General features: G+C 63.9%; 19 protein-coding genes. 6 read left to right on the forward strand and 13 right to left on the reverse strand.

What is annotated here, in order from left to right; genetic code table 11:
* Positions 1-33: 33 nt before the first annotated feature.
* The 4 genes from AC6CHY_RS16640 to AC6CHY_RS16655 form a co-directional block, all read right to left on the reverse strand.
* Positions 34-1,590 (reverse strand): ABC transporter ATP-binding protein, encoded by a 1,557-nt coding sequence (locus AC6CHY_RS16640; RefSeq protein ID WP_498227428.1) that lies wholly within the window; start codon positions 1,588-1,590, stop codon positions 34-36.
* Positions 1,591-1,794: 204 nt separating this feature from the next.
* Positions 1,795-2,886, reverse strand: coding sequence for a BMP family lipoprotein (locus AC6CHY_RS16645; RefSeq protein ID WP_217388618.1), 1,092 nt, complete (start codon positions 2,884-2,886; stop codon positions 1,795-1,797).
* 277 nt (positions 2,887-3,163) lie between these two features.
* A complete protein-coding gene (locus AC6CHY_RS16650; RefSeq protein ID WP_498227429.1) occupies positions 3,164-4,369 on the reverse strand; it encodes an amidohydrolase in 1,206 nt (401 codons plus the stop codon).
* Between the two features lie 194 nt (positions 4,370-4,563).
* Positions 4,564-5,676 (reverse strand): mannose-1-phosphate guanylyltransferase, encoded by a 1,113-nt coding sequence (locus AC6CHY_RS16655; RefSeq protein WP_498227430.1) that lies wholly within the window; start codon positions 5,674-5,676, stop codon positions 4,564-4,566.
* A 251-nt stretch (positions 5,677-5,927) separates the two neighbouring features.
* Here AC6CHY_RS16655 and sdhC point away from each other — a divergent pair, with 251 nt between their 5' ends.
* From sdhC to AC6CHY_RS16675, 4 genes are read left to right on the forward strand one after another with little or no spacing between them, the layout of a single operon-like run.
* A complete protein-coding gene (sdhC, locus tag AC6CHY_RS16660) occupies positions 5,928-6,323 on the forward strand; it encodes a succinate dehydrogenase, cytochrome b556 subunit (protein ID WP_217388615.1) in 396 nt (131 codons plus the stop codon).
* 3 nt (positions 6,324-6,326) lie between these two features.
* Entirely contained in the window at positions 6,327-6,773 is a 447-nt protein-coding gene (locus AC6CHY_RS16665; protein ID WP_217388614.1) for a succinate dehydrogenase hydrophobic membrane anchor subunit, read from the forward strand.
* A gap of 58 nt (positions 6,774-6,831) precedes the next feature.
* Positions 6,832-8,619: a succinate dehydrogenase flavoprotein subunit gene (gene sdhA, locus AC6CHY_RS16670; protein WP_217388613.1), complete on the forward strand. Its 1,788-nt coding sequence runs from the start codon at positions 6,832-6,834 to the stop codon at positions 8,617-8,619.
* Complete coding sequence (locus tag AC6CHY_RS16675) at positions 8,619-9,401, forward strand: succinate dehydrogenase iron-sulfur subunit (RefSeq protein ID WP_132362053.1); 783 nt, start codon at positions 8,619-8,621, stop codon at positions 9,399-9,401. Before sdhA ends, AC6CHY_RS16675 begins: the two co-directional genes overlap by 1 nt.
* 98 nt (positions 9,402-9,499) lie before the next feature.
* Here the strand turns inward: AC6CHY_RS16675 and AC6CHY_RS16680 are convergent, their stop codons facing one another.
* The 5 genes from AC6CHY_RS16680 to AC6CHY_RS16700 all read right to left on the reverse strand — a co-directional run bounded on the left by AC6CHY_RS16680 (position 9,500) and on the right by AC6CHY_RS16700 (position 13,701).
* Positions 9,500-10,654 carry a YhjD/YihY/BrkB family envelope integrity protein gene (locus AC6CHY_RS16680; protein ID WP_498227431.1) on the reverse strand — a complete coding sequence of 385 codons (1,155 nt, stop codon included), beginning with the start codon at positions 10,652-10,654 and terminating at the stop codon, positions 9,500-9,502.
* Positions 10,635-11,192, reverse strand: a complete 558-nt coding sequence (locus AC6CHY_RS16685; RefSeq protein WP_217388611.1) for a 2'-5' RNA ligase family protein — start codon at positions 11,190-11,192, stop codon at positions 10,635-10,637. Before AC6CHY_RS16685 ends, AC6CHY_RS16680 begins: the two co-directional genes overlap by 20 nt.
* A 2-nt stretch (positions 11,193-11,194) precedes the next feature.
* Positions 11,195-12,232 carry a tryptophan--tRNA ligase gene (gene trpS / locus AC6CHY_RS16690; RefSeq protein WP_498227432.1) on the reverse strand — a complete coding sequence of 346 codons (1,038 nt, stop codon included), beginning with the start codon at positions 12,230-12,232 and terminating at the stop codon, positions 11,195-11,197.
* Between the two features lie 16 nt (positions 12,233-12,248).
* A complete protein-coding gene (locus AC6CHY_RS16695; protein ID WP_217388609.1) occupies positions 12,249-13,094 on the reverse strand; it encodes an exodeoxyribonuclease III in 846 nt (281 codons plus the stop codon).
* Positions 13,095-13,176: 82 nt separating this feature from the next.
* Positions 13,177-13,701 (reverse strand): hypothetical protein, encoded by a 525-nt coding sequence (locus AC6CHY_RS16700; RefSeq protein ID WP_217388608.1) that lies wholly within the window; start codon positions 13,699-13,701, stop codon positions 13,177-13,179.
* Between the two features lie 154 nt (positions 13,702-13,855).
* On the opposite strand from AC6CHY_RS16700, the gene AC6CHY_RS16705 reads away from it, so the two are divergent.
* The gene (locus AC6CHY_RS16705) at positions 13,856-18,535 is read left to right on the forward strand and encodes a DUF4082 domain-containing protein (protein WP_498227433.1); all 4,680 of its coding nucleotides are present in this window, start codon (positions 13,856-13,858) and stop codon (positions 18,533-18,535) included.
* Positions 18,536-18,994: 459 nt separating this feature from the next.
* Here AC6CHY_RS16705 and AC6CHY_RS16710 read toward each other — a convergent pair whose 3' ends face one another.
* Positions 18,995-20,011, reverse strand: coding sequence for a TolB-like translocation protein (locus tag AC6CHY_RS16710; RefSeq protein WP_498227434.1), 1,017 nt, complete (start codon positions 20,009-20,011; stop codon positions 18,995-18,997).
* 4 nt (positions 20,012-20,015) lie between these two features.
* Positions 20,016-20,405, reverse strand: a complete 390-nt coding sequence (locus tag AC6CHY_RS16715; RefSeq protein WP_498227435.1) for a hypothetical protein — start codon at positions 20,403-20,405, stop codon at positions 20,016-20,018.
* Between the two features lie 10 nt (positions 20,406-20,415).
* Here AC6CHY_RS16715 and AC6CHY_RS16720 point away from each other — a divergent pair, with 10 nt between their 5' ends.
* Entirely contained in the window at positions 20,416-20,778 is a 363-nt protein-coding gene (locus tag AC6CHY_RS16720) for a hypothetical protein (protein ID WP_498227436.1), read from the forward strand.
* Between the two features lie 356 nt (positions 20,779-21,134).
* Here AC6CHY_RS16720 and AC6CHY_RS16725 read toward each other — a convergent pair whose 3' ends face one another.
* Complete coding sequence (locus AC6CHY_RS16725) at positions 21,135-22,172, reverse strand: NYN domain-containing protein (protein ID WP_498227437.1); 1,038 nt, start codon at positions 22,170-22,172, stop codon at positions 21,135-21,137.
* Positions 22,173-22,662: 490 nt separating this feature from the next.
* On the reverse strand, positions 22,663-23,019 hold the full coding sequence (locus AC6CHY_RS16730) for a VOC family protein (RefSeq protein ID WP_498227438.1): 357 nt from the start codon (positions 23,017-23,019) through the stop codon (positions 22,663-22,665).
* Between the last annotated feature and the right edge of the window lie 432 nt (positions 23,020-23,451).

The raw sequence follows: 23,451 nt of genomic DNA on the forward strand, positions 1-23,451 counted from the left end.
GGGGCGGGCTGCCCGGGGATAGTTCGCTCTGGCTCACGCGATCTCTCCTTCCAAGTCGTCGGGGGTGTCCTGGTGTGCCTTTTCGGCCTCGGTCGGCGCGACGCCCGCCATCATCAGGCCCAGCACGTCGCGCGGGGTGCCGGCGTCCACGATGCCGATGAGCCGTCCCTTGTAGAGCACCGCGATGCGGTCCGCAAGCTGGAGCACCTCGTCGAGCTCGGTGGACACGATCATCACCGGGGTGCCGCCGTCGCGTTCGGCCAGGATGCGGCGGTGCAGGAACTCGATGGAGCCCACGTCGACGCCGCGGGTGGGCTGGGAGGCGATGAACAGGCGCAGCGGGCGGGAGAGCTCGCGGGCCATGACGACCTTCTGCTGGTTGCCGCCCGAGAGGGAGGAGGCCAGGTTGTCGGCCGAGGGGGTGCGCACGTCGAATTCGGCGACCCGCGCGGCGGCGTTCTTCGCCACCTCGGCCGGGCGCATGGAGATGCCCTTCGCGAAGGGTGCCTTGTCGTAGAGGTCAAGGACCAGGTTCTCGGCAATGCTGAAGTCGGAGACCAGCCCGTCGACGGTGCGGTCCTCGGGCACGAAGCCGATGCCGGCGCCCAGGATCTGCTTGACGCTCCGGCCCAGCAGTTCCCTGCCCTCCAGCGTGATGGACCCGGCGACGCGGTCCTGGATGCCCAGGATCGCCTCGGTGAGCTCGGTCTGCCCGTTGCCCTGGACCCCGGCGATGGCCAGGATCTCGCCACGGCGGATCTCGAAGCTCAGGTCATCGACCACGCGCTGGCCGGTGGCGGAGGTGACGGTGAGGTTCTTGACCTTGAAGGTCGCCTCCCCGGGGTTGGCCGGGTCCTTGTCCATGGTGAGTTTGACCGCGCGGCCCACCATCATGGAGGCCAGCTCGGTGGTCTCCGCATCGGGCGCGGCATCGCCCACGACGCGGCCGCGGCGAATCACGGTGATGACGTCGGAGACTGCCTTGACCTCGCGCAGCTTGTGCGAGATGAAGACGATGGAGGTGCCGTTGGCCTTGAGCTGGCGCATGATGTCCAGCAGCTCGTCGGTTTCCTGCGGCGTCAGCACGGCGGTGGGCTCGTCGAGGATCAGCACCTCGGCGTTGCGCACCAGTGCCTTGATGATCTCCACGCGCTGCTGCACGCCCACCGGCAGGTCCTCGACCAGGGCGTCGGGATCGACGTCGAAGCCGTACTTGTCGGAAATCTCGCGGATCTTCCGCCGAGTGACCTCCAGGTCAAGGAAGCCGCCGGCCTTGGTGGATTCGGCGCCCAGGGCGACGTTCTCGGCCACGGTGAAGACGGGGACCAGCATGAAGTGCTGGTGCACCATGCCGATGCCGGCGGCCATGGCGTCGCCCGGTCCGCGGAAGGCGACGGGCCTGCCGTCGACGAGGATGCGTCCGGCCGTCGGCTCGTAGAGTCCGTAGAGGACGTTCATCAGCGTTGATTTGCCGGCACCGTTCTCGCCGAGCAGGCAGTGGATCTGCCCCTCTTCGACGACGAGGTCAATGTCCTCGTTGGCGTAGAACGATCCAAACGCCTTGGAGATTCCTTGGAGTTCGAGTTTCACGACACCACCATTCTTGGTTGTCAGATACCGGCGGAACTCCCCTGGGGGGGCTTCCGCCGCATTGCCCGTGCCGGCTGGTTCCAAGACTATGCAGGCCAACGGCGCACCGCCAGCCCCCGCCCGTTCCCACCAGGGGTGGGGAGCAGGGGGCCGGCAGCGCGCCGTGTGGTGATGCTTGCCTTCAACCCGCCGGGTGTGCCGGTGCTAGGACTTGGGGCTGGCCTTCGATTCGACCTTGATCGAGCCGTCGATGATGCCTGCCTTCAGGGCCTCGAGCTCGGCCTTGGTCTCCGCGGAGACCTCGGAATCGAAGTCGTGGAACGGGGCCAGGGCGACACCGGTGTTCTCCAGCGTGCCGACGTAGGCGGTGTTGTCGAACTGGCCGTTCTTGTCCGCGGTGACGACGTCTTCGACGGCCTTGTCCATGGTCTTGATGACCGAGGTCAGCATGACGTCCTTGTAGTCGGGGGCGGTCAGGAAGCCGTCGGAGTCGACCCACACCAGTGCGGCGGACTTGCCCGCGGCGTTGGCGGCCTTCACGGCGGCGCCGGCACCCTTGCCGACCGGACCGGCGACGGGCATGATGACGTCCGCGCCCTGGTCCAGGAAGTTGTTGGTGACCTGCTTGCCCTTGTCCTGCTTCTCGAAGTCCCCGGTGAAGGTGCCGTCCTGCTTGTCCTTGTCCCAGCCCAGCAGCTTCACGTTCTTGTTCTTGTCGGCGTTGAACTTGTCCACGCCGTCGGCGAAGCCGTCCATGAAGATGGTGACAGTCGGGATCTTGATGCCGCCGAAGGTCGCGACCTTGCCGGTCTTGGACTGCGCGGCGGCGGCGTAGCCGGCCAGGTAGGCGGCCTGGGCCGTGTCGTAGACGATCGGCTTGACGTTCGCAATCGGCTTGTCGTAGTTGAAGTCGACGATCGCGAAGTGCTTTTCCGGGTTCGCCTCGGCCGCGGCCTTGGTGGCGTCGCCCAGCAGGAAGCCGATGGTGAGGGTCAGGTTGCAGTCCGCGACCATCATGCCATTGAGGTTGGTGGCGAAGTCGGAGTTGGCCTTGGACTCGGCGCTCTTGGGCGTGAATCCGAGGTCCTTGCCTGCCTGGGTCAGGCCGCGGAAGGAGGATTCGTTGAACGACTGGTCGTCGAATCCGCCGGAGTCGGAGACGATGCAGCCCAGGTAGTCCGAGGAGGCGTTCGGCCCCTCGCCTTCCTCGGGTGCGGCGCCGCAGGCGGTCAGGACGAGTGCAGAAATGCCGAGCACGGCAGCAGCCATACCGGTCTTGCGCTTGATGTTGCGCATAGGGATTTCCTCCATATAGTTACGAGCTACAAGTACCGTGGCCCGGACTCCCAGGGGCTCCCTGGCCGGAATCCATGCCCACGATCGGTGGTGCACTGCCGCCGGCCACATGTGGTGCCGGCATGAATCAGCAACTCCCCCGCATGCGCGCCCGGAACCAGGTATGTGGGACAGGGCACGTTCGGAAAGAACGGCTTCACAACCACATAGCCTAACCGGTAAAACGCTTAACGTAATGACGAAAAATGTTACAACCAGATAACTCTACGACCCGGGGCTACCCCTCGGTAGCCAGTTTCAGCTGGGCAATCGCCCGGACCGCCGCCGCGGCCATGACCGTCACGCCCACCTCGATGGCCGATTCGTCGGGAATGTAGTCCCCGCGGTGCAGGTCGTAGTCCTCCCCGCCCGGGGTGCGCGTGCCCAGGCGCATCATGGCGCCGGGCACCATGCTGGTCATCCAGGCAAAATCCTCGCCGCCCATGGACTGCGGGGTGAGCACAATGGCCGACGAGCCGATCTCGGCGCGCGCCGAATCCTCGATAAGGTCCGTCTCCTCCTCGGTGTTGATCACCGGGGGCACGCCGCGGATGTGCTCGAGCTTGACCTCGACGCCGTAGGGGCTTGCCACCTGGCGCACCACCTCGTCGAGCAGGTCCCCGGCACCCTTCCACGCCTCGCCGTCCAGGCAGCGCATGGTGCCGGCCAGGTAGCCGGTGGCGGGGATGGCATTGGGTGCGCTTCCGGCGTGGATCTGGCCCCAGACCACCGAGACGGCGCTGCGCACATCGATGCGCCGGCCCAGCACCGCGGGCACGTTGGTGGCGATCTGGCTCATGGCGAAGACCAGGTCCTCGGTCAGGTGCGGGCGGGAGGTGTGCCCGCCCCTGCCCGTCAGCTCGATCTTGATGGTGTCGCTCGCGCTGGTGATGGCGCCGATGCGGGTGCCGATCTTCCCGGCGTCGATGCGCGGCTCGCAGTGCAGGGCCAGGATGCGCGGGACCTCGTCCAGCACCCCGGCGGCGATGACCGTCAGGGCGCCGCCGGGCATCTTCTCCTCGGCGGGCTGGAAGATCACGCGGATCCGTGCGCCCAGGGGCGTCTCGTCGTCGATGGACTTGAGCACCTTGGCCACCCCGAGCATCACGGTGGTGTGGATGTCGTGTCCGCAGGAGTGCGCGACCCCGTCCACCACCGAGGCGTAGTCCAGCCCGGTTTCCTCCAGGATCGGCAGCGCATCGATGTCGGCGCGCAACCCCAGGGCGATGGGCCCCGACCCGATGTCCACGTAGGCGCCGGTGTCCTCCAGGGCCACGGGGTGCAGGCCCACGTCGCGCAGCCGAGTGAGGATGCGTTCGGTCGTCTTGTATTCGGCGAACGAGAGCTCCGGGTTCGCATGGACCTCTCGACGGAATGCCACCAGCTCGTCAACCAGGGGCTTGACCCAGGGCTTGACGGAGGGCAGTTTCAGGTCTTCATTCATACTCGTGCGCACCTAACCGACAATACGCGCTGGGACCTGAGCTTGTGCAGTCCGCTTCGAATTGTTGCCCCGCTCACGTGCACCTCTTTAATGCGCGCCCGTTCGCGCCGGAACAAAATGCCCCGCGGCGAACGCGGGACCGGCGCTGCCGGCGGGGCATCGGAAGGAGAGGGCGGAAAATTCCGGCCCCAGGCCTACAGGACGTCGACGACGCCTTCCTCCTTGAGCTTTTCCACCGTGCCCTTGACCGACTGGGCATGCTCCTTGGTGGTGACAAGCAGCGCATCGGGGGTGTCGACGACGACCACGTCGTGGATTCCGATCAGGGCGATCACGCGCTTGGAGTCGGTGACCACCACGCCGGTGGCGTTGTCCGAATACACGCGGGCATTGGCTCCGACCACGGTGACGCCGGTCTTCTCGCTGGCGGGGTTCAGCCGGCCGATGGCGGCGAAGTCCCCCACGTCGTCCCAGTTGAACACCCCGGGGATCACCGCCACGTCGCCGGCGGCGGCGGCGGGCTCGGCCACGGCGTAGTCTATGGCGATCTTGGGCAGCGTCGGCCAGATGCGGTCGATGGTTGCCACGCGGTCGCCGGTTTCCCAGGCCGCGGCGATTTCCATCAGGCCCGCGTGCAGTTCGGGCTGGCTGCGCTCCAGGTGCTCGAGCATCAACGACACCGGGGCGACGAACATGCCGGCGTTCCACAGGTAGCCGCCGTCGGCCAGGTAGCGGCGGGCCGTGTCCTCGTCGGGCTTCTCCACGAACTCGACCACGTCGCGTGCGGTGGGCGCGCCGGAAATGTCCATGCGCTCCCCTGCCCGGATGTAGCCGAAACCGGTGGACGGCAGGGTGGGGCGAATCCCGATGGTGACGATCTTGCCGGTTGCCGCGGTATGGATGGCCTCGCGCACGGCTTCCTGGAATACCTCGACCGGAACAATCACCTGGTCCGCCGCGAAGGAGCCCATGATGGTCTCGGGGTTGCGCAGGTAGAGGATCGCCGCGGCAAGGCCGATGGCGGCCGCGGAGTCCTTCGGGTCCGGCTCAAGAACCAGGTTCAGGTCCTCGATCTCGGGCAATTGCGCCAGCACCGCGGTGCGGTGAGCGCGCCCCGTGACCACCATGATGTTGTCACCGGCCAGCGGGATCAGCCGCTCGTAGGTGGCACGGATCAGCGTAGAGCCCGAGCCGGTCAGGTCGTGGAGGAATTTCGGGGCAGCGGCGCGCGAGAGCGGCCACAGGCGGGTGCCGACACCACCGGCAGGGATGACCCCGTGGAATCGTGCCAAGAGTTCAGCGTTCATCCGACTAAGGCTAGTGGATGAACCCGAAGAATGCGGTGTTGGCCGCCAACGAAATAGGGCATTGGAATCTATTGTATTTCGCGCATTTCCCGGATGTTTAGCCGATCCGCCCTTTCATCCGGTGAGCCTACTCACACGCCACACGGAAAGAATGGGCACCCCCGTCCAAGGTGGTCTAAGATCGGGCAAGGAACGCTCGCACCAAGGCGTCAATTTATTGTGTGGAAGATACACATGCGCCCTTGCGAGTCATGGAGGTTAATTCAGTGTCGAAGGCTTCGTCAGGCACCCTCTACCGCGGCCATGAAGGCATGTGGTCTTGGGTGGGGCACCGCGTAACAGGTGTCGTAATATTCTTATTCCTTTTGGTTCACGTGCTCGATACGTCCCTGGTCCGGGTTTCCCCCGGCGCCTACGACGCGGTCATGTCCACCTACAAGAACCCGCTGATGGCATTGGGCGAAACCGCCCTCGTCGCCGCCATCGTCTTCCACGCGTTCAACGGCTTGCGCCTGATCCTGGTCGACTTCTGGAAGTCGGGAACCAAGTACCACCGCCAGATGCTCTGGGGCGTTTTGGCCCTCTGGGTCATCACCATGGTGGCATTCTCCATCCGCCACCTGTCACTCGCCTTTGGAGGTCACTAACCCATGTCGGCAGATATCGCTGCACCCCGCAGCCAGCGCATTGATCCGAAGTACAACCGTGCACGCAAGTCGCGCGGCAGCTTCGAAATGGTCGCATGGCTCTTCATGCGCCTCTCCGGCGTCGCACTGGTCGTCCTGATCTTCGGGCACCTCTTCGCCAACCTCATGGTCGGCGACGGCATCAACGCCATCGACTTCGGCTTCGTGGCCGGCAAGTGGGCCGACCCGGTCTGGCAGTTCTGGGACCTGGCCATGCTCTGGCTGGCCATGCTGCACGGCACCAACGGCGTGCGCACCATCATCAACGACTACGCCGAGAAGCCTGCCACCCGCGTGTGGCTCAAGGGCATCCTCTACGTCGCGACCATCGTCATCGTCGTCCTGGGCACCCTGGTGATCTTCACCTTCGATCCTTGCATCGCCGGTAACTCCATCCCGGCTTGCCAGTAATCTTCGGCTCCCCGTTCGTTCGCCGAAGCAGAGAATTCAAGAAAAGAGAGCATCAGGTATGCAGGTACACAAGTACGACGTCGTGATCGTCGGAGCAGGCGGCGCAGGCATGCGCGCGGCCATCGAATCCGGCCAGCGCGCACGTACGGCCGTTCTCACCAAGCTTTACCCAACCCGCTCGCACACCGGTGCGGCGCAGGGTGGCATGTGTGCGGCCTTGGCCAACGTAGAAGAAGACAACTGGGAATGGCACACCTTTGACACCGTCAAGGGCGGGGACTACCTGGTTGACCAGGACGCCGCCGAGGTCATGGCCAAGGAAGCCATCGACGCGGTGCTCGACCTGGAAAAGATGGGCCTCCCGTTCAACCGCACCCCCGAGGGCAAGATCGACCAGCGCCGCTTCGGCGGCCACACCCGCGACCACGGCAAGGCCGCCGTGCGCCGCGCGTGCTACGCAGCGGACCGCACCGGCCACATGATCCTGCAGACGCTGTACCAAAACTGCGTCAAGCACAACGTCGAGTTCTACAACGAGTTCTACGTCCTGGACATGCTCATGGTTGAGGAGGATGCCTTCCGCGAGGACGGCACCGCCTACAAGCAGAAGCGCGTTGCAGGCGTGGTTTCCTACGACCTGGCCACCGGCGAACTCCACGTCTTCCAGGCCAAGTCCGTCATCTTCGCCACCGGCGGCGCCGGCAAGGTCTTCAAGACCACCTCCAACGCCCACACCCTCACCGGTGACGGCATGGGCATCGCCTTCCGCAAGGGCATCCCGCTCGAGGACATGGAATTCGTGCAGTTCCACCCGACCGGCCTGGCCGGCCTGGGCATCCTGCTCTCCGAGGCGGCACGTGGCGAAGGCGCCATCCTGCGCAACTCCGAGGGCGAGCGCTTCATGGAGCGCTACGCCCCCACCATCAAGGACCTCGCACCGCGTGACATCGTCGCCCGGTCGATGGCCAACGAGGTGCGCGAGGGCCGCGGCTGCGGCCCGAACAAGGACTACGTCCTGCTCGACTTGACCCACCTGGAGCCGGCGCACATCGACGCCAAGCTCCCGGACATCACCGAGTTCGCCCGCACCTACCTGGGTGTGGAGCCGTACACCGATCCGGTGCCGGTCTTCCCGACCGCGCACTACGTCATGGGCGGCATCCCGACCAACATCGACGCCGAGGTCCTCCAGGACAACGACACCGTCATCCCGGGCCTCTTCGCCGCCGGCGAGGTCGCCTGCGTTTCGGTGCACGGCTCCAACCGCCTGGGCACCAACTCGCTGCTGGACATCAACGTGTTCGGCAAGCGCGCCGGCATCTCCGCGGCCAAGTACGCCCTGGGCGCCGAGTACGTGGAGCTTCCCGAGGATCCGGAGAAGTTCACCACGGACCAGATCGATGCCATGATCAACTCCACCGGAACCGAGCGCGTGGCAGTGTTGCGCAAGGAACTGCAGGACATCATGGACGCCAACGTCCAGGTGTTCCGCGACAAGGACTCGCTGGACCGGGCACTGGTGGTCATCGAGGAACTGCGCGAGCGCTACAAGAACGTGGCGGTCCAGGACAAGGGCAAGCGCTTCAACCTCGACCTGCTTGAGGCCATCGAGCTTGGCTTCCTGCTGGACATGGCCGAGGTCATGACCGCGGCCGCCATGTACCGCAAGGAATCCCGCGGCGGTCACTACCGCGAGGACTTCCCGAACCGCGACGACGAGAACTTCATGAAGCACTCGATGTCCTACCGCGATGCAACGGCCACCACCGAGGGCATTTCCGGCATCCGCATGGAAACCAAGCCCGTTATCTTCACCCGTTACCAGCCGATGGAGCGTAAGTACTAATGAGCACGGAACTTCCGGAACCAGCATCGAAGATTGAGCTGAAGCCAGGTGTTGGCGGCGGCGGAGAAATCCCGCAGTTCAACATCACCTTGCGCGTCCGCCGGTACCTGCCGGAGACCACCGCAGACGCCTACTGGGAAGACTTTGAGCTGACCATGTACGGCACCGACCGCGTGCTGGACGCCCTGCACAAGGTCAAGTGGGACCACGACGGTTCACTGTCCTTCCGCCGATCCTGCGCCCACGGCGTCTGCGGCTCCGATGCCATGCGCATCAACGGCCGCAACCGCCTGGCCTGCAAGACCCTGCTCAAGGACCTGGACCACTCCAAGCCGATCACCGTTGAAGCCATCAAGGGCCTGCCCCTTGAAAAGGACCTCATCGTCGACATGGAGCCGTTCTTCCAGTCCTACCGCGAGATCATGCCGTTCCTCATCAACAAGGGCCACGAGCCCTCGGCGGAGCGCTACCAGTCGGCAGAGGACCACGCCAAGTTCGAGGACACCACCAAGTGCATCCTCTGCGCCGCGTGCACCTCTTCCTGCCCGGTCTTCTGGACCGATGGCCAGTACTTCGGCCCGGCGGCAATCGTCAACGCACACCGCTTCATCTTCGACTCGCGCGATGATGCAGGCGACATGCGCTTGGAGATCCTGAACGACAAGGAAGGCGTGTGGCGCTGCCGCACCACCTTCAACTGCACCGAAGCATGCCCGCGCGGCATCCAGGTGACCCAGGCCATCGCCGAGGTCAAGCAGGCAATCCTGGCCCGTTCCATCTAGGTTCGGCCAGACCCCCGGTGTGGTCCGGTTTCCCCTCGGGGGAAGCCGGGCCACACCGCTTTAAGCGGTGGCTGACTTTCCGCGGCGGGACCGGCCTCCTAGGGCAGCGCGGCCCGGGCCCGCGCCAGGTCGGCCGCGCGCACCGCGACCACCGCCGCCGCGAGCAGGTACACCTGGCTGAGCAGGTTGAACCAGACAAACAGCCCGAGGATCACCGCGAAGGGTGCCAGCAGCACGTTGCTGGTCAGCGAGGCCAGCAGCATGGCCGAAAGGAAGCGCAGGATCGCCGCCACCGAGCCGGCCAGCAGCACCCCGGCCCCCAGTCCCCCGTTGATCACCTTGGCCCGCGAGGCCACCCGCAACAGGATCCAGGCCGTGGCGCAATCGAGCGCGAACATGGCCACGAGGAAGGCCACCCGGGTCAGCGCGCTGCTCCACCAGCCGTTGAGGTGCAGCAGGTGGGCAAGGGAGTCGAGCAGCGACGAACTGGCAAGCGCCAGAATGCTGGAGGCGATCAGGGCCACGGCCAGGGCCACCAGCAACAGGGCATCGCGCAGCCGGGAGACCACCGGGTTGGATCTGTCCCGGTTCAGGCCGAAGATGGTGCGGATTCCCTCGCGCAAGCCCGAGAGCCACCCCAGCGATGTCAGGACCAGGGCAACCAGGGAAACCACCAGGGTGATCCCGAAGCTGCGCAGCCCCAGCAGCTGCTCGGGCTTGGCCAGTCCTCCGTGGCCCGTGTCGATCAGCCCGGGGGTGCTGGCGGCGACCATGTCGATCACGCCGCCGCGCAGCACCGGATTGTCGCTGGCAAACAGGCCCAGCATCGCAAATCCCGCCACGAGCATCGCGGCGATGGAGAAGAACATCCGGTAGGCGCTGCCGGCTGCAAGCAGCGGTCCCCGGCGGCGGACATACAGGTTCCACACGCGCATGGGATAGAACTCGTACAGCCTGGCGGCCAACAGGATGCAGTGGGCCCTGAAACGCAGCCAGGGCGTTCCGGTGGCCCGCACCGCATACAGTTCCTGGGTCTTGAGCCGGGCAAAGGCGCGAAGGGCCCGCGGGTCAAGGGGCGAGGGAGGAGCCACGGGAGGGGCGCCGACAAAGCGGCGCGCCACGACGCCCGGTGCCCGGGTTCCGGATTCCTCGGCCACGGGGTCAAAGGAGGCGGCCGGGGAATCTGCGGGTTCAACGTCCCCGGTCGCGTCCCACGCCGGGGCCTTGGCGTCCCTAGTGCGCCGGCCCGCCAAGGCCCAGCTCCTCACGAAGCGACCAGGCACCGGTGCCGTCAAGGCCGAAGAGGCCGATGGAATCCACCGTGAAGCTCATGGATTCGTCCTTGAGTTCTTCCTGGGCCAGGTCCATCGCGGCGTCGTCGGCCTCGTGGGCGATCGTCAGGTGCGGGTGGTAGCCATAGCTCACCTCGTGCTTCATCGGGCCCGCCAGCAGCTCGTCGTGCAGCTTCCCGCAGGCCTCGGCCCCCTCCTCGACGTTCAGGTACACCACCGGGGTGATGGGCCGGAAGGTCCCGGTGCCGTGCAGGCGCACCGTGAAGGAGGATGCGCGGGCCGCGACCCGGTGCACGTGCCGCACCGCAGCATCCCAGTCGGTGGTGGAGCCGGAGACCAGGGTGATGTGCGGTGCTATGTTCGCGGACCGGTCCCCGCCGTAGCGCTGGCGCCAGGCCCGCAGCGGGCCTTCAAGGGGGGACGGGATCTCAATGACAACCCCCAGCGCCGTCGCCTCCGCGACGTCGCTGCCGGTCGTCTCCCCCGCCGTGGTGCCCATCGCTAGCGGATCCCTCCCAGGGGAGCCATGAAGCCAACGCGCTCGTAGACATCCGCGAGCGTCCTGGAGGCGACCTCGCGGGCCTTGAGGGCGCCGGCGGCCAGGATCGAGTCCAGCTCGGCAGGGTCCTGGAGCAGTTCCAGCGTGCGGGTGCGGACCGGGGTCAGCGCCTCGACGACGGCGTCGGCCACCGCCACCTTGAGGTGGCCGTACATCTTGCCCTCGAACTCGTTGACCAGGGCCGGGATCGGGGTTCCGGACACGGCCGAGAGGATCTCCAGCAGGTTCGTCACCCCGGGCTTGTTGGCCCGGTCGTGGGCCACGACGGTGTCGGCGTCGGTGACTGCCGACTTGATGCGCTTGGCGACCGTCTTGGGCTCGTCCAGGACGTTGATCAGCCCGTTGGGGCTGGAGGCCGACTTCGACATCTTGGAGGTCGGGTTCTGCAGGTCGTAGATGCGGGCCCCTTCCTTCTTGATGAAGGCCTCCGGCACCACAAAGGTCTCGCCATAGCGGTGGTTGAAGCGGTTGGCAAGGTCGCGGGCCAGCTCCACGTGCTGGCGCTGGTCGTCTCCCACCGGAACGGCCTGGGGCTGGTAGAGCAGGATGTCGGCGGCCATGAGCACCGGGTAGGTGAACAGGCCCACGCTGGATACGTCGGCACCGCCCTTGGCGCTCTTGTCCTTGAACTGGGTCATGCGGCTGGCCTCGCCGAAGCCGGTCAGGCAGTTGAGCACCCAGGCCAGCTGCGCGTGCTCGGGCACCTGCGACTGGACGAAGAGCGTTGACTTCTCCAGGTCGATGCCGCCGGCAATGAACTGGGCTGCGGTGATCCGGGTGCGGTTGCGCAGCTCCGCGGGATCCTGCGGCACCGTGATGGCGTGCATGTCCGGGATGAAGAAGAACGCGTCGTAGTCGTCCTGGGACTTGACCCAGTTGACCAGGGCACCCAGGTAGTTGCCCAGGTGCAGCGAGTCTCCGGAAGGCTGCATTCCGGAGAGAACGCGGGGACGTGCGGGGGTGGCGAGTGTTTCGCTCATGCGTGGGGTTGGTCCTTTAGAACTGGTAGTCGACGACCAGCGGTGCGTGGTCGGAGAAGCGCAAATCGTAGGCCGAGGCTCGGTCCACGTGGGACTTGATGGCCTTCGCCGTGAGGTCCGCGGTGGCCATGTGGTAGTCGATGCGCCACCCGGCGTCGTTGTCGAATGCCTGCCCGCGGAAGGACCACCAGGTGTAGGGGCCCTGTGCGTCGGGGCCGGCCAGCTCCCGGGCCACGTCCTTATAGCCGATCTCGGCGCCAAAGAAGCCGTCGAAGTAGGCGATCTCCTCGTCCATGACACCGGCGCGCTTGTTGTGGTTCGGCTTCCAGTTCTTGATGTCCTTCTCGGTGTGCACGACGTTCAGGTCGCCCACCACCAGCACATGGTCCTTCTCGCTTTTCAGCTCGACCAGGCGCACATTCATGCGTTCGAGGAAACGGTATTTGTCTTCCTGCTTCTGGGTGCCCAGCTCGCCGGAATGCACGTAGGCGGAGACCACGCACAGCGTGCTGCCGTCCTGCATGGTGAAGTCCGCTTCCACCCAGCGCCCGGACTCGGCGAAGTATTCCTCGCCGATGTGCCCGCGCACAGCGGTCGGCTCGGCGCGCGACAGCACCGCGACCCCGGCGCGACCCTTGTCCTTGGCCTCGGCATGCAGAATGTGCCAGCCCTCGCCGACCAGCTCGCGCACGATCGCATCCGGCGCGCGCACCTCCTGCAGGCAGAGGATGTCAGTGTCGCGGGCGTCGATCCAGTCGGCCATGTTGCGCTTGTAGGCGGCACGGATGCCGTTGACGTTCACCGAGGCGACGCGCAGCGCGTTCTCGGACTTGGCCAGGATCTCTTCTGAGGTAGGTATCACGCCATCCACCTTATCGATATTTGTTCAAGGGTTCTCCCCGGCACCGCCGGGGGTGTCGCCGTGCCGCGGCGCCAGGGAAAAGCTAGTCGATGACCTCGCCCGTCATGGGCTCGCCGCGGCCCGAGGGCTTCATCATGTCGCGCGCGTTGGATGCGGTGATCTCGATGGTTTCCAGGGCACGGTCGACCATCCCCGCGGCCTCTTCGCCGTCCTGGACCCGGTATTCATTCACAACCTGCGTCTGCACCTGGATGATCTTGAAGGAGTGGTCAAGCTTCAGGTCGCGGTTGCGCGTTGCCTCGTCCATGACGACGGTGCCGGCGCTTGGCGCACCCTGTCCGCGCGTGGCGGCGGCAGCAGTGGCGGCCTTGAGCTGGCTGGTCATCTTCGCCGCGCCGCGCCTGAGCCCGAAGACCAGGAACGCCGAAAGCAGCAGCCAACCCAGCGAAATGACCACGACGAGCCAGCCAATGACGTCGTTCTGGTTGGCGGCAAAGACGACGGCCACCAGGAACACCGTGACCATGACGGCCAAGGAGAGGGTGGAGGCGTTAATGGTGATCTTTTTGCCCTGCGCGGGGGCCTGGTTACTACCGAGGGGTTCCATGTTCATATTCTCTCAAACACGTGGCGGCAGGACCGAATCCGAGTATGAATTACGCTTGTTAGCTTAATTGCCAAAATCCTACACTCAAGCCAGATACGTGGGACTGGGGACGTGGCGCGGCTAGGCCGCACGCGCGGATTCGTGGGGAAAAGTCATGGCATTGTCGTTTGGATTATTTGGGCCCAATCGGCGCAAGTACGCGCACCGGAACCACTCCAAGGGCACACCGCCTCCCCCGACCAGGAAATCCCGGCGATTCCTGGCGTTGGCCAGTGCACTGGCCATGGTCGCAGTCACCTTGACGGCCCCCAGCTCGGTGGCGGCAGATCCCTGCGCGCCCGGGGCCAACAAGATTGTCTGCGAAAACTCGAAGCCCGGAACAGATCCGGAAAACTGGGACATCAATGGAGCTGGGTCTGATTCGATTCAGGGATTCGCGACCGAGATCAGTGTCAACGTCGGCCAAAGGATCGACTTCAAGATCGACACGGATGCACGGGAATACACGGTCGATATCTTCCGCACCGGCTGGTATCAAGGAAAAGGCGCGCGCCAGGTGGCAACGGTGACGCCATCTGCACCATTACCCCAAAACCAGCCTTCGTGCCTCAACGACGTGGCCACGGAATTGGTGGACTGCGGCAACTGGGGGGTTTCGGCCAGCTGGAACGTTCCTGCCGATGCCGTGTCAGGCATCTACATCGCGAACATCTACCGCCCTGACATCAATGCCGCCAGCCACATCACCTTCATAGTGCGCGATGACTCGAGCCAATCCGATGTCGTATTCCAGACCTCCGATCCTACGTGGCACGCCTACAACACCTACGGCGGTTCAAGCTTCTATCAAGGCGCCGCGAATGGCCGCGCCTACAAGCTGAGCTACAACCGACCATTTGCCACCCGAGGTTCAAACCATCAGAGGGACTTCTACTTTGCCAATGAGTACCCCACGGTCAGGTTCCTGGAACGCAACGGCTACGACGTCAGCTATATCAGCGGGGTGGATACGGATCGACGAGGAAATCTTCTGACCAACCACAACGTCATGCTTTCGGTCGGGCACGATGAATATTGGTCCGGGAAACAACGGGAAAATATCGAGGCCGCCAGGGATGCCGGAGTCAATCTTCAGTTCCTGACCGGAAACGAAGGCTACTGGCGCACCCGGTACGAGGCCTCCACCGTTGACGGGAAGGCCTATAGAACCCTCGTGACCTACAAGGAGACCTGGAGCAACGCCAAGATCGACCCGAGCAGCGAATGGACCGGAACATATCGTGATCCACGGTTCGCGCCGGCGTCCCAAGGCGCCGGCGCACCGGAGAACAACCTGACTGGCACGCTCTACATGGTCAACGACGGCGATCTGCCAGTAACTGTCAGTTCGCAAGAGGGCAAAAACAGACTATGGCGCAACACGCCACTGACATCCTTGGCCGGAGGAACCAAAAGGGCACTTGCGCCGCACACCATCGGGTACGAGTCCAACGAGGCCCCGGACAATGGCTTCAGGCCGGCCGGGCAGGTTTTCCTGTCCACCACCACCGGAAACGTCCCGCAGTACCTGCAGGACTTCGGCAACACCGTGGCTCCGGGCACTACCACTCACCACCTGACCCTCTATAAGGCTCCCAGCGGTGCACTCGTGTTCTCTGCAGGGTCGATTCAATGGGCTTGGGGCCTGGATGCGGAACACGACGGTGAGGGCGCCCCCGCGGATCCGATCATGCAGCAGGCGCAGGTCAACCTTCTGGCAGACATGGGGGCCCAACCCTCTACCTTGATGACGGGGCTCGTGCCGGCCACCAAGTCCACCGATACGACCGCACCGAGCATCAGCATCACGACTCCGCCACCGGCTGCGGCCAAGAACGGGAAGAAGTACACGGTCACCGGAACCGCGGCGGATGCCGGCGGCGGCGTGGTGGCCGGTGTGGAATACTCCACCGATGCCGGGGCCCACTGGCACCCGGCCACCGGAACCACCAGTTGGTCCTTTAACTACGTCCAGCACGGCATCGACGGCGAGGCACTGTGGGTGCGTGGCATCGACGACAGTGGAAACTATCCGGCAACCGCCACGGTCGTTCCGCTCACCGTCACCGGCCCGTACAGCGTGTTTGGCGAGACGGCTCCCGACCAGCCCGATTCGGAAGATCCGTATGGCGTGGAGTTGGGGCTGCGTTTCACCCCGACCAGTGACGGCATCATCGCGGGTGTCCGCTACTACAAGAGCGCGGCCAATACCGGACCGCACACCGGCTCCGTGTGGTCCATGGACGGCCAACGCCTGGCCACGGTGTCGTTCTCGGGCGAAACCGCCAGTGGCTGGCAGGAAGCCAGGTTTGCTTCCCCAATTTCGGTCACGGCGGGAACCGAGTATGTCGTTTCCTACTCGACGACGACCGGGCACTATGCGGTCAAGAACTACCTGCTGGCCTATGCGGGAATCACCCTCGATCCACTCAACGTGGCCGGAGGCTTCGGGGCCAACCCCGCCGGCGTCTACGACACCAACGGGTCAATGCCCACCAGCACCTACCAGCAAAGCAACTACTACGTCGACGCGATCTTCGAGTCCCAGGATTCCTCCCCCTTGCGGGCCTTCAACCCCAGCCCCCTCGACACCGCCAGGAGCGTGCCCCTGGGCACGCCGATTGCCGTGACGTTCTCTCGCGCCGTGCAGCCGGGAACCGTAAACGTGTCCCTGAAGACCGCGGCCGGCGCATCCGTGGCCGGATCCACCAGTTATGACTCCACTGCGCGCCGGGCGACGTTCACCCCGACAAACGCCTTGGCCAGGGGAACCAGCTACACGGCCACGGTGTCCGCGCAGGACGCACTGGGCAATGCCGTCAGCAGCGGCTCGAGCTGGAGTTTCACTACCGTGCTGGCCGACACCGCCGCCGGGGATTGCCCGTGCGGGCTGTACCAAGACTCGGCGGTTCCAACCACCGGCCTGATTGACGACCGTACCTCGCTGACCCTGGGCATGCGCTTCACGCCGACCGAGAGCGGCAAGGTCTCGGGAGTCCAGTTCTACAAGGACGCGGGCAACATCGGCGCCCACACCGGCAAGTTGTTCTCCGCAAGCGGCGCACTGCTGGCAAGCGTCAGCTTCGCCAACAACAGCGCCTCAGGCTGGCAGTATGCAGCCTTCTCCACTCCGGTGGCAGTGAGCGCCAATACCGAATATGTGGTTGCCTACACGACGGAGGGTACCTACTCGGTGACGCCCAACGGCCTGATGGATGCCAAGAGCTATGGCCCGCTGCGCACCAACAACACGGCCGGCGTCTTCACGTACTCGCTGGGATACCCGAACAATGCCACCAGCACCGATTACCTGGTCGACGTGGCGTTCGTTCCCGACGGAGCACAGGCCATCAACGTGGTCTCGCAATCCCCGGCACCGGGGGCCACCGAAGTTCCCGTCGCAGCCAAGGTGGTCACCGTCCTGAACCAGGAAATTGCTTCCGGCTTCCAGTACACACTCAGCGGTCCGGCGGGTTCGGTTCCCGGCGCAGCGTCCAAGTCAAGTGACGGCAGGACCCTGACGTTTACGCCCACCCAGGCCCTGGCCAATGGCCAGACATATTCCGTGGCTTTGAAGAATGTCACCAGCACCTCCGGTGCGGTGCTAACCGACCAAGCCTGGTCGTTCTCCACGGAGAACGCAGGCGGTACGCCGGCGACGTTCCTGGGCACGCAGGTACCTGCCAACCTGGACCCGCAAGACAACGGTTCCGTTGAGTTGGGCGTGCGACTGCAGACCACAAAGGACATCGATGTTTCGGCGATCCGGTTCTACAAGGGAACCCCGAACACGGGTGTCCATACCGGTTCGGTGTGGAGCGAGGCCGGGACTCGTCTGGCCACCGCGACGTTCTCGAACGAAACCGCCTCGGGATGGCAAACGGTGCAGCTCAGCAACCCTGTGCGCATTGCGGCAAACCAAACGTTTATCATTTCCTATCATGCCCCCAATGGCGGCTATGCCTACACTTCGGGTGATTTTGCGCAGCCGCGCACCGTCGGTGCCCTGAGCACCATGGGAAGCAACGGACTCTTCGTCTACGGGGCAGGAGGCACCGTCCCGAGCAACTCCTGGAATGACACGAACTACTTCGTGGATCTTGTCTACAGCACGGTGACCGCCCCGGCGCCTTCGCCGACACCGACGCCAAGCCCGACTCCCACACAGACGGTGACTCCGACTCCAACATTGACACCGACGCCCACTCCAACGCCGACTCCAACGCCCACGCCAACACCAACGCCGACTCCAACGCCCACGCCAACACCAACACCGACTCCAACACCGACGCCCACGCCCACGCCCACGCCGACGCCGACGCCGACAACGGTGAACCTGTTCGGGTCCACGCTTCCGTTGCTTTCGGATTCCATGGACTCCCGTTCGATTGAAGTCGGGCTGCGGTTCAGCACCACCGTTCCGATCACCGCCCACGGGGTGAGGTTCTACAAGGAGAGCACCAACACCGGAACGCACACCGGAAGCATCTGGAACAACTCCGGGCAGCGGCTGGCCACGGTGACGTTCACCGGGGAAAGCACCCGGGGCTGGCAAAGCGCCACCTTCGCCACGCCGGTGGCACTGCCAGCCGGAACCTACACGGTCTCGTATCTTGCACCCAGGGGCCACGTCTCTACCACGTCTCTGTACTTCGCCAAGAAGTTCACCGACGGGACCATCACGGCGGCCACCAGTAACGGCCGACACCGCTATGGAACAGGTGGTGTCATGCCGGCTTCCACCACGACATTGCGCAATAACTACTTCGTGGACCTGATCTACTCACGGCCGTAGGCACTGCGCCCGCAGCCGTTTCCCACCCGTGGTCGCCCTCGATCCATCTCCTCAACGCTGGATCGGGGGCGACCACGCACGTTCAATCACCAAGATCCCCGGTGCCGACCCGGGAAGCGCGGTGGCCACGGCGACGTCCTTTTGGACAAGCACCCGCGGATGGCACAGCGCCACCGTCGCATCAACGATGGCACTTCCGGCCGGAGCGTACACCGGCCCTTCACGGCTTCTAAGGGGCCCTGCCTCCACCCCGGCAGGCGTCTCCGCCCGTGAGGTCGCTGCCGGGCCCCACGACCCTCAGCGGGGCACGTGCGGTCGCGGCTGCCACCACGGTGGAGTCATGAGATCATCCACCGAGGCATTTCACAACGGCCACTTCCGGGACCTGGATTTCGCCTTGGCGTAGGCGCTGGGGACTGCAGCCGTTCCCGACACCTTGGCCGCCCGTTGCCCGTCGCTTCAACGCTGGATGGAGGGCGACCACGCATGTTCAATGAACAGCTTCGGGGAAGCACCGGGCACCAGGTCCAGGGAGAAGATGTCAGCATCCCCCGGGGTCTCCTCGCGGGGCTGGCCAAAGAGCAGGGTGTCCGGATCCAGCCACTCGAGCTGGTCGTCAAAGCCGGATTCCAGGGAGTAGAGCTGCTCGGTCCGTTTGGCAATGTCATACACGGCAATGTCCCAATGGGCCAGCACCGAATCCACGCGTCGCTTCTTGTAGGCAATGAACTTGCCATCCGGGGAGATCGACGGGCATTCCGCATTCTCGACCACCGCACGCATGGTTCTTTCCGTGAGGGATCCACGCATCAGCCACGTCTGCTTCCCCGACGCCGCCGTCGCGTAGAACGTCTTGGCATCCTTGGCGAAGGTCACGCCCCAGACATTCCGGTCTTCGGCAATCAACTTCTTGTCACCGACCAAGATCTCGAAATCCTGCAGGTTCCCGTAGTCGGTTCCACCGGGTGCGGCAATGGTCGTCTGCGTGGAGAATCCGACAAATTCATAGGACTCCCCGGTGATGAACGCCGTGGTACCCACCGTGCCGGTCGCGGAGACCCGAGTGCGGCTTGGTTCTCCGGGCAGGGGGCGTTGGGCAAGCAGGTGCCCCCCGATGCTGTAGACACTCGAGTTGTAGCTGGTGTTCATGCCGCGTTGGGCGCTCAGGCAGGAAAGCATCCCGCCGGTGCGGTACACCCGGTCGCAGGACAGCGACGTGGTCGTCCGTTCGCCATCCGGCGCGTCTAAGGGAAGCCACGCGACCCTGCCATAGTCGTTGCCGTCACGGGTGTCGCGGAATACCACCGTGTTCCCCAACGGGATCTGCGCAATGCCTTCGGGGTTTTCCTGGGCAGCGATGGCAGGGGTTTGCGTTCTTTCCCTGAACCCCATGAACGAGTTCACCGCGAATCCGGCGGCAGCAAGGACTGCAACCAGCACCATGGCGGCAACAATGAACTGTCGCTTGGGTTTCACCGAACTAACTTCCAACTTCGTAGGTGCCAAAGGCGGCAACGGTGGTGGCCCCCGTGGGAGCTGTCCGCACCGTGGCAGCCATCGTGTCATCGCCGAACCCCAGCGTGATGCTCTTGGCACCGTCGGCGGCCGTTCCCCGGGTGGCGACCCAACCGCGCTTGGCTGCCTCGGATTCGTAGAACTTCAGCACCGCCTCAACGCTCATGGAAGTGCGGTAGTTGACTGCGACCTGGACGTTTCGCTTTTGGGTGCTGACCGAGGAATCGATGATGCGTGCACCTTGCGGGATGGGCAGAGCCTTGGTTGGGAATCCAGAGGTGAGTTCCCCCTTGGCGGTTCCTTCCCTCGGCACGGTCCCCGAGAGCACCGGGGCCTTTTTCACCGATTTGGGCAAGGTCGTTGCCTTGGGCACGCTGGTGGCCGGAACCTCCAGCTTGGGTGATTCAACTTCCGTGGCAGGAGCCGAAGCGGGCGGCGATCCAGCTTCCTTCGTTCCCGTTGCACTGGATGCCGGCGGCATGGAGGATGGACGTTTTGCGGTGGACGCGGCAGCGGAGCTATTCTTGCTTGGCTCGTTCGCGCTTGAGCTGGCGGAACTCGTCGGAGCGATGGCCGGTTCCGTGGCACTCGGACTTGGACCACTGCTTGCTCCGCCGGCAGCCGGCGTCCGCGCAGCGGCGTTAAAAGCAATAGTTGCGCCGACGAGCACCACGATGACGGCGAGCGCCCATGCAAGCCATTTCTTGTTCTGCATCTGTCCCCACTAAATGCGATCGGCAGTCCGGGCTGCCGTGGCCCCAAGCCAATTGTTCCCTGGTGTCAGGGTACAACCAGACGCTGGACTACGCCATGGCTATACGAAACGATTGGTGCTATCGCAATGCGGCAATGTACCGAGTAATGGTCGAATCTCCCTGCTGATCCATCTGGCGATGGCGACTCCAGTAACCGCCGAATGCTCCGCATTTTGGAGCCCACCAAGCTCAGCGTCAGCCCTGCCGATCCGGTGGCCCTGCCGTCGGGGCCCAGAGCCCCGTCCGTGAATTGCTTGAATACCGCGTCCACTTAGAATTCTGGAACAGGCATCGACACCACCGACGGTCTTTGCTGGTCGGGTGAATTTTCAGGCGCTATGCATGGCGGCTGTTGGGCCAGAGATGTGTAACGCGCGAGGGGTGACCACAGCCAAGTCGCAGTGGAGTCTCAAGAAGGCGCCCAGTGTCTTGGATCCACAGCCCTTGTAACTGAGCTGCGGGTGCTCGCTGCGAAGATGTTGACCCAGAGCACCAGCATTGACTCGATTCGAGATCACGAGATCCGGGTTCTCCCTGATTATCGACAGAATCGCGCGGCGTAAGACTTTGATGTCTGCGGCCTTGGCCTGTTCCTCGGCCGTTGGTTTTGGAGCCTTCTCGGAAGCCTGTTTGGGCTTCGCCTTGTTTGGTGCCTGTTTGGGTTTCGGGTTCTTCGGCGACACCGCCGTGGGAACATTCCGATGCAGATTGGCCGGCGAAGCAATCAAGGGTTCGGGGACACGCACCGACTGCAATTGGATCGCTGCGTCCACTTGCGACATCTGAACTTGGTGATATTCGTCGGCCACGGCCTTCAGCAGGGCATTGACCACACCGGATTCCGGATCGTTGGTGGACACCACAACAACATATTTTTCCAGGGCGTGAAGCCGTCGGACCAGGGGAACGAAACCTCCATCGCCCGTGGCGATCACGAACACGTCGATCCAGGGCGACTCGTGGACCACTGCCAGGACGTCCACGCACAATTCGATGTCAGCAGCGTTCTTGACCTGCTTTTCGAAGGAAAAGATCTGTACAGGTTCAACGCCGAGCCCAAGCATCTCTCGCTGGAACCCGGCCATCACCTTACTGCCCCAATGCGCATAGGCACGGATCACGGCTGCTCTTGAACCCACGCCCGATTTCTGCACAATTGTTTCAATTGCGGTGACCAGCTCACCCAGGCGCAACCCGGTAGCTTCCGCCGTTTTTCCTCCCACAAGGTTTTCCATGTCCAGGAATACAGCGACATTGCGCCGCATCGATCTGGCATCCCCCATGCCCATGATTCCAATCCCCCAATTCATTCGCACATTGATCAGCGTCCCCAAGGTCCAGGATGTGCGGTCCTTCATTTCCTTCATCTTGACAGAGATTTCGACAAAATCGCCGTGCACAGTGCATGGATTTTGAATCGGAGCCGCTTCGCTCGCAGAGATGGTTGATACGAGCGCCCTTGTCTTCACCTCCACATGCTGTCCACCGTGGGGACATTGAGGTCCGACACCACGGTTCAACACAACCGGTCGGGCCCGAGCTGTCGCGACTGCCTGGCCGGCAGTATTCGCACAATCGTTGTCGGACTCACTCAACTGCCTAGCGCTGGGTCAGGTTCACGAGCCGCAGGTTGACCACCAAACTGCTCACCTTGTGCCGGTTGGTCCCACATACGTGCTGGCAGCTCACTGCCGGACCTCGCCACCGCCGGAGGACGTCATGGCTAGATAGATCGCGGGAATAGCTGTCCTAAGCTCTTGGTGCCTTCAAGGGTCAAGACAGCGTCGATGACTCAATTGGCGTTCGGTTGGACGCCGCTACACCCTTCATTCAGGAAATGCTGCGCGACACCAGTTGTTACCAGCTCACCAAGCAGAACGGATGCTTCTGCGGATCGAGATAGACACGGTAAGTCTTAGAACCTGCACCCATTGCAGTTGCACCCATGGACAGGACTTCGGCTTCGGCCAGATCGAGGTCTTTGACCTTGACATCGATGTGGGCCTGCTGCGGATGAACGTGCCCTGGCCATTCAGGGGCGACGTAAGGCTCCACGCGCTGAAAGGCTATGGCCGGGCGATCCGGGGCATCGCCAATCCCTACCCAATCATCATCGTTTTCCACGCGCACCATACCCAACAGTTCCTCGTAGAAACTTGCCAGTGCATCGGGGTCTTCGCAGTCAATAACCAATGCTTGCCATGAGCCAACCATGTCCGCACGCCCTTCCAAGGTCTGGTGTGTGTAGGTTTTCCTGCCCCATCAGTATGCGCCGTTGGTACATTCGCGGCCAGAGTCAGTTCAGCGAAAGTTTGATGATCGAGAAGAACGGATTCGGCTTCAAAGATCCAAAACCCCTGTTTGAATCGATTCGCAGACTGCGCACTTTGCTGAGCATTGAGTTGAACCCGTGATTCTCTGCTGCTTTGGGTAGAGGTAGCGTCTGCAGGCAGCGGTCGTTGGGCCGCCTATGTACCCCCAAGTGCGATGGGATAATGAATCACCCCGAACAGCAGCAGAGATTGGTACTGCCGACATGAAAATGGGGTCACGCAGTGTTCATCCACTCAAACCTGGTCTCCAAATGACGAGGCCACCTGTGTCTTCTCCGCTGATCGCTCCGTTTCAAGCGCAGGAGCACGATCG

It is taken from the genome of Paeniglutamicibacter sp. GQ140 (assembly GCF_059759235.1).

Bases quoted from the DNA above. Each gene is read 5' to 3' on its own strand.
- AC6CHY_RS16645 (WP_217388618.1), bottom strand. From the start codon at position 2,886: ATGCGCAACATCAAGCGCAAGACCGGTATGGCTGCTGCCGTGCTCGGC.
- AC6CHY_RS16650 (WP_498227429.1), bottom strand. From the start codon at position 4,369: ATGAATGAAGACCTGAAACTGCCCTCCGTCAAGCCCTGGGTCAAGCCC.
- AC6CHY_RS16655 (WP_498227430.1), bottom strand. From the start codon at position 5,676: ATGAACGCTGAACTCTTGGCACGATTCCACGGGGTCATCCCTGCCGGT.
- sdhC (WP_217388615.1), top strand. From the start codon at position 5,928: ATGGAGGTTAATTCAGTGTCGAAGGCTTCGTCAGGCACCCTCTACCGC.
- AC6CHY_RS16665 (WP_217388614.1), top strand. From the start codon at position 6,327: ATGTCGGCAGATATCGCTGCACCCCGCAGCCAGCGCATTGATCCGAAG.
- sdhA (WP_217388613.1), top strand. From the start codon at position 6,832: ATGCAGGTACACAAGTACGACGTCGTGATCGTCGGAGCAGGCGGCGCA.
- AC6CHY_RS16675 (WP_132362053.1), top strand. From the start codon at position 8,619: ATGAGCACGGAACTTCCGGAACCAGCATCGAAGATTGAGCTGAAGCCA.
- AC6CHY_RS16685 (WP_217388611.1), bottom strand. From the start codon at position 11,192: ATGGGCACCACGGCGGGGGAGACGACCGGCAGCGACGTCGCGGAGGCG.
- trpS (WP_498227432.1), bottom strand. From the start codon at position 12,232: ATGAGCGAAACACTCGCCACCCCCGCACGTCCCCGCGTTCTCTCCGGA.
- AC6CHY_RS16700 (WP_217388608.1), bottom strand. From the start codon at position 13,701: ATGGAACCCCTCGGTAGTAACCAGGCCCCCGCGCAGGGCAAAAAGATC.
- AC6CHY_RS16705 (WP_498227433.1), top strand. From the start codon at position 13,856: ATGGCATTGTCGTTTGGATTATTTGGGCCCAATCGGCGCAAGTACGCG.
- AC6CHY_RS16725 (WP_498227437.1), bottom strand. From the start codon at position 22,172: ATGAAGGAAATGAAGGACCGCACATCCTGGACCTTGGGGACGCTGATC.
- AC6CHY_RS16730 (WP_498227438.1), bottom strand. From the start codon at position 23,019: ATGGTTGGCTCATGGCAAGCATTGGTTATTGACTGCGAAGACCCCGAT.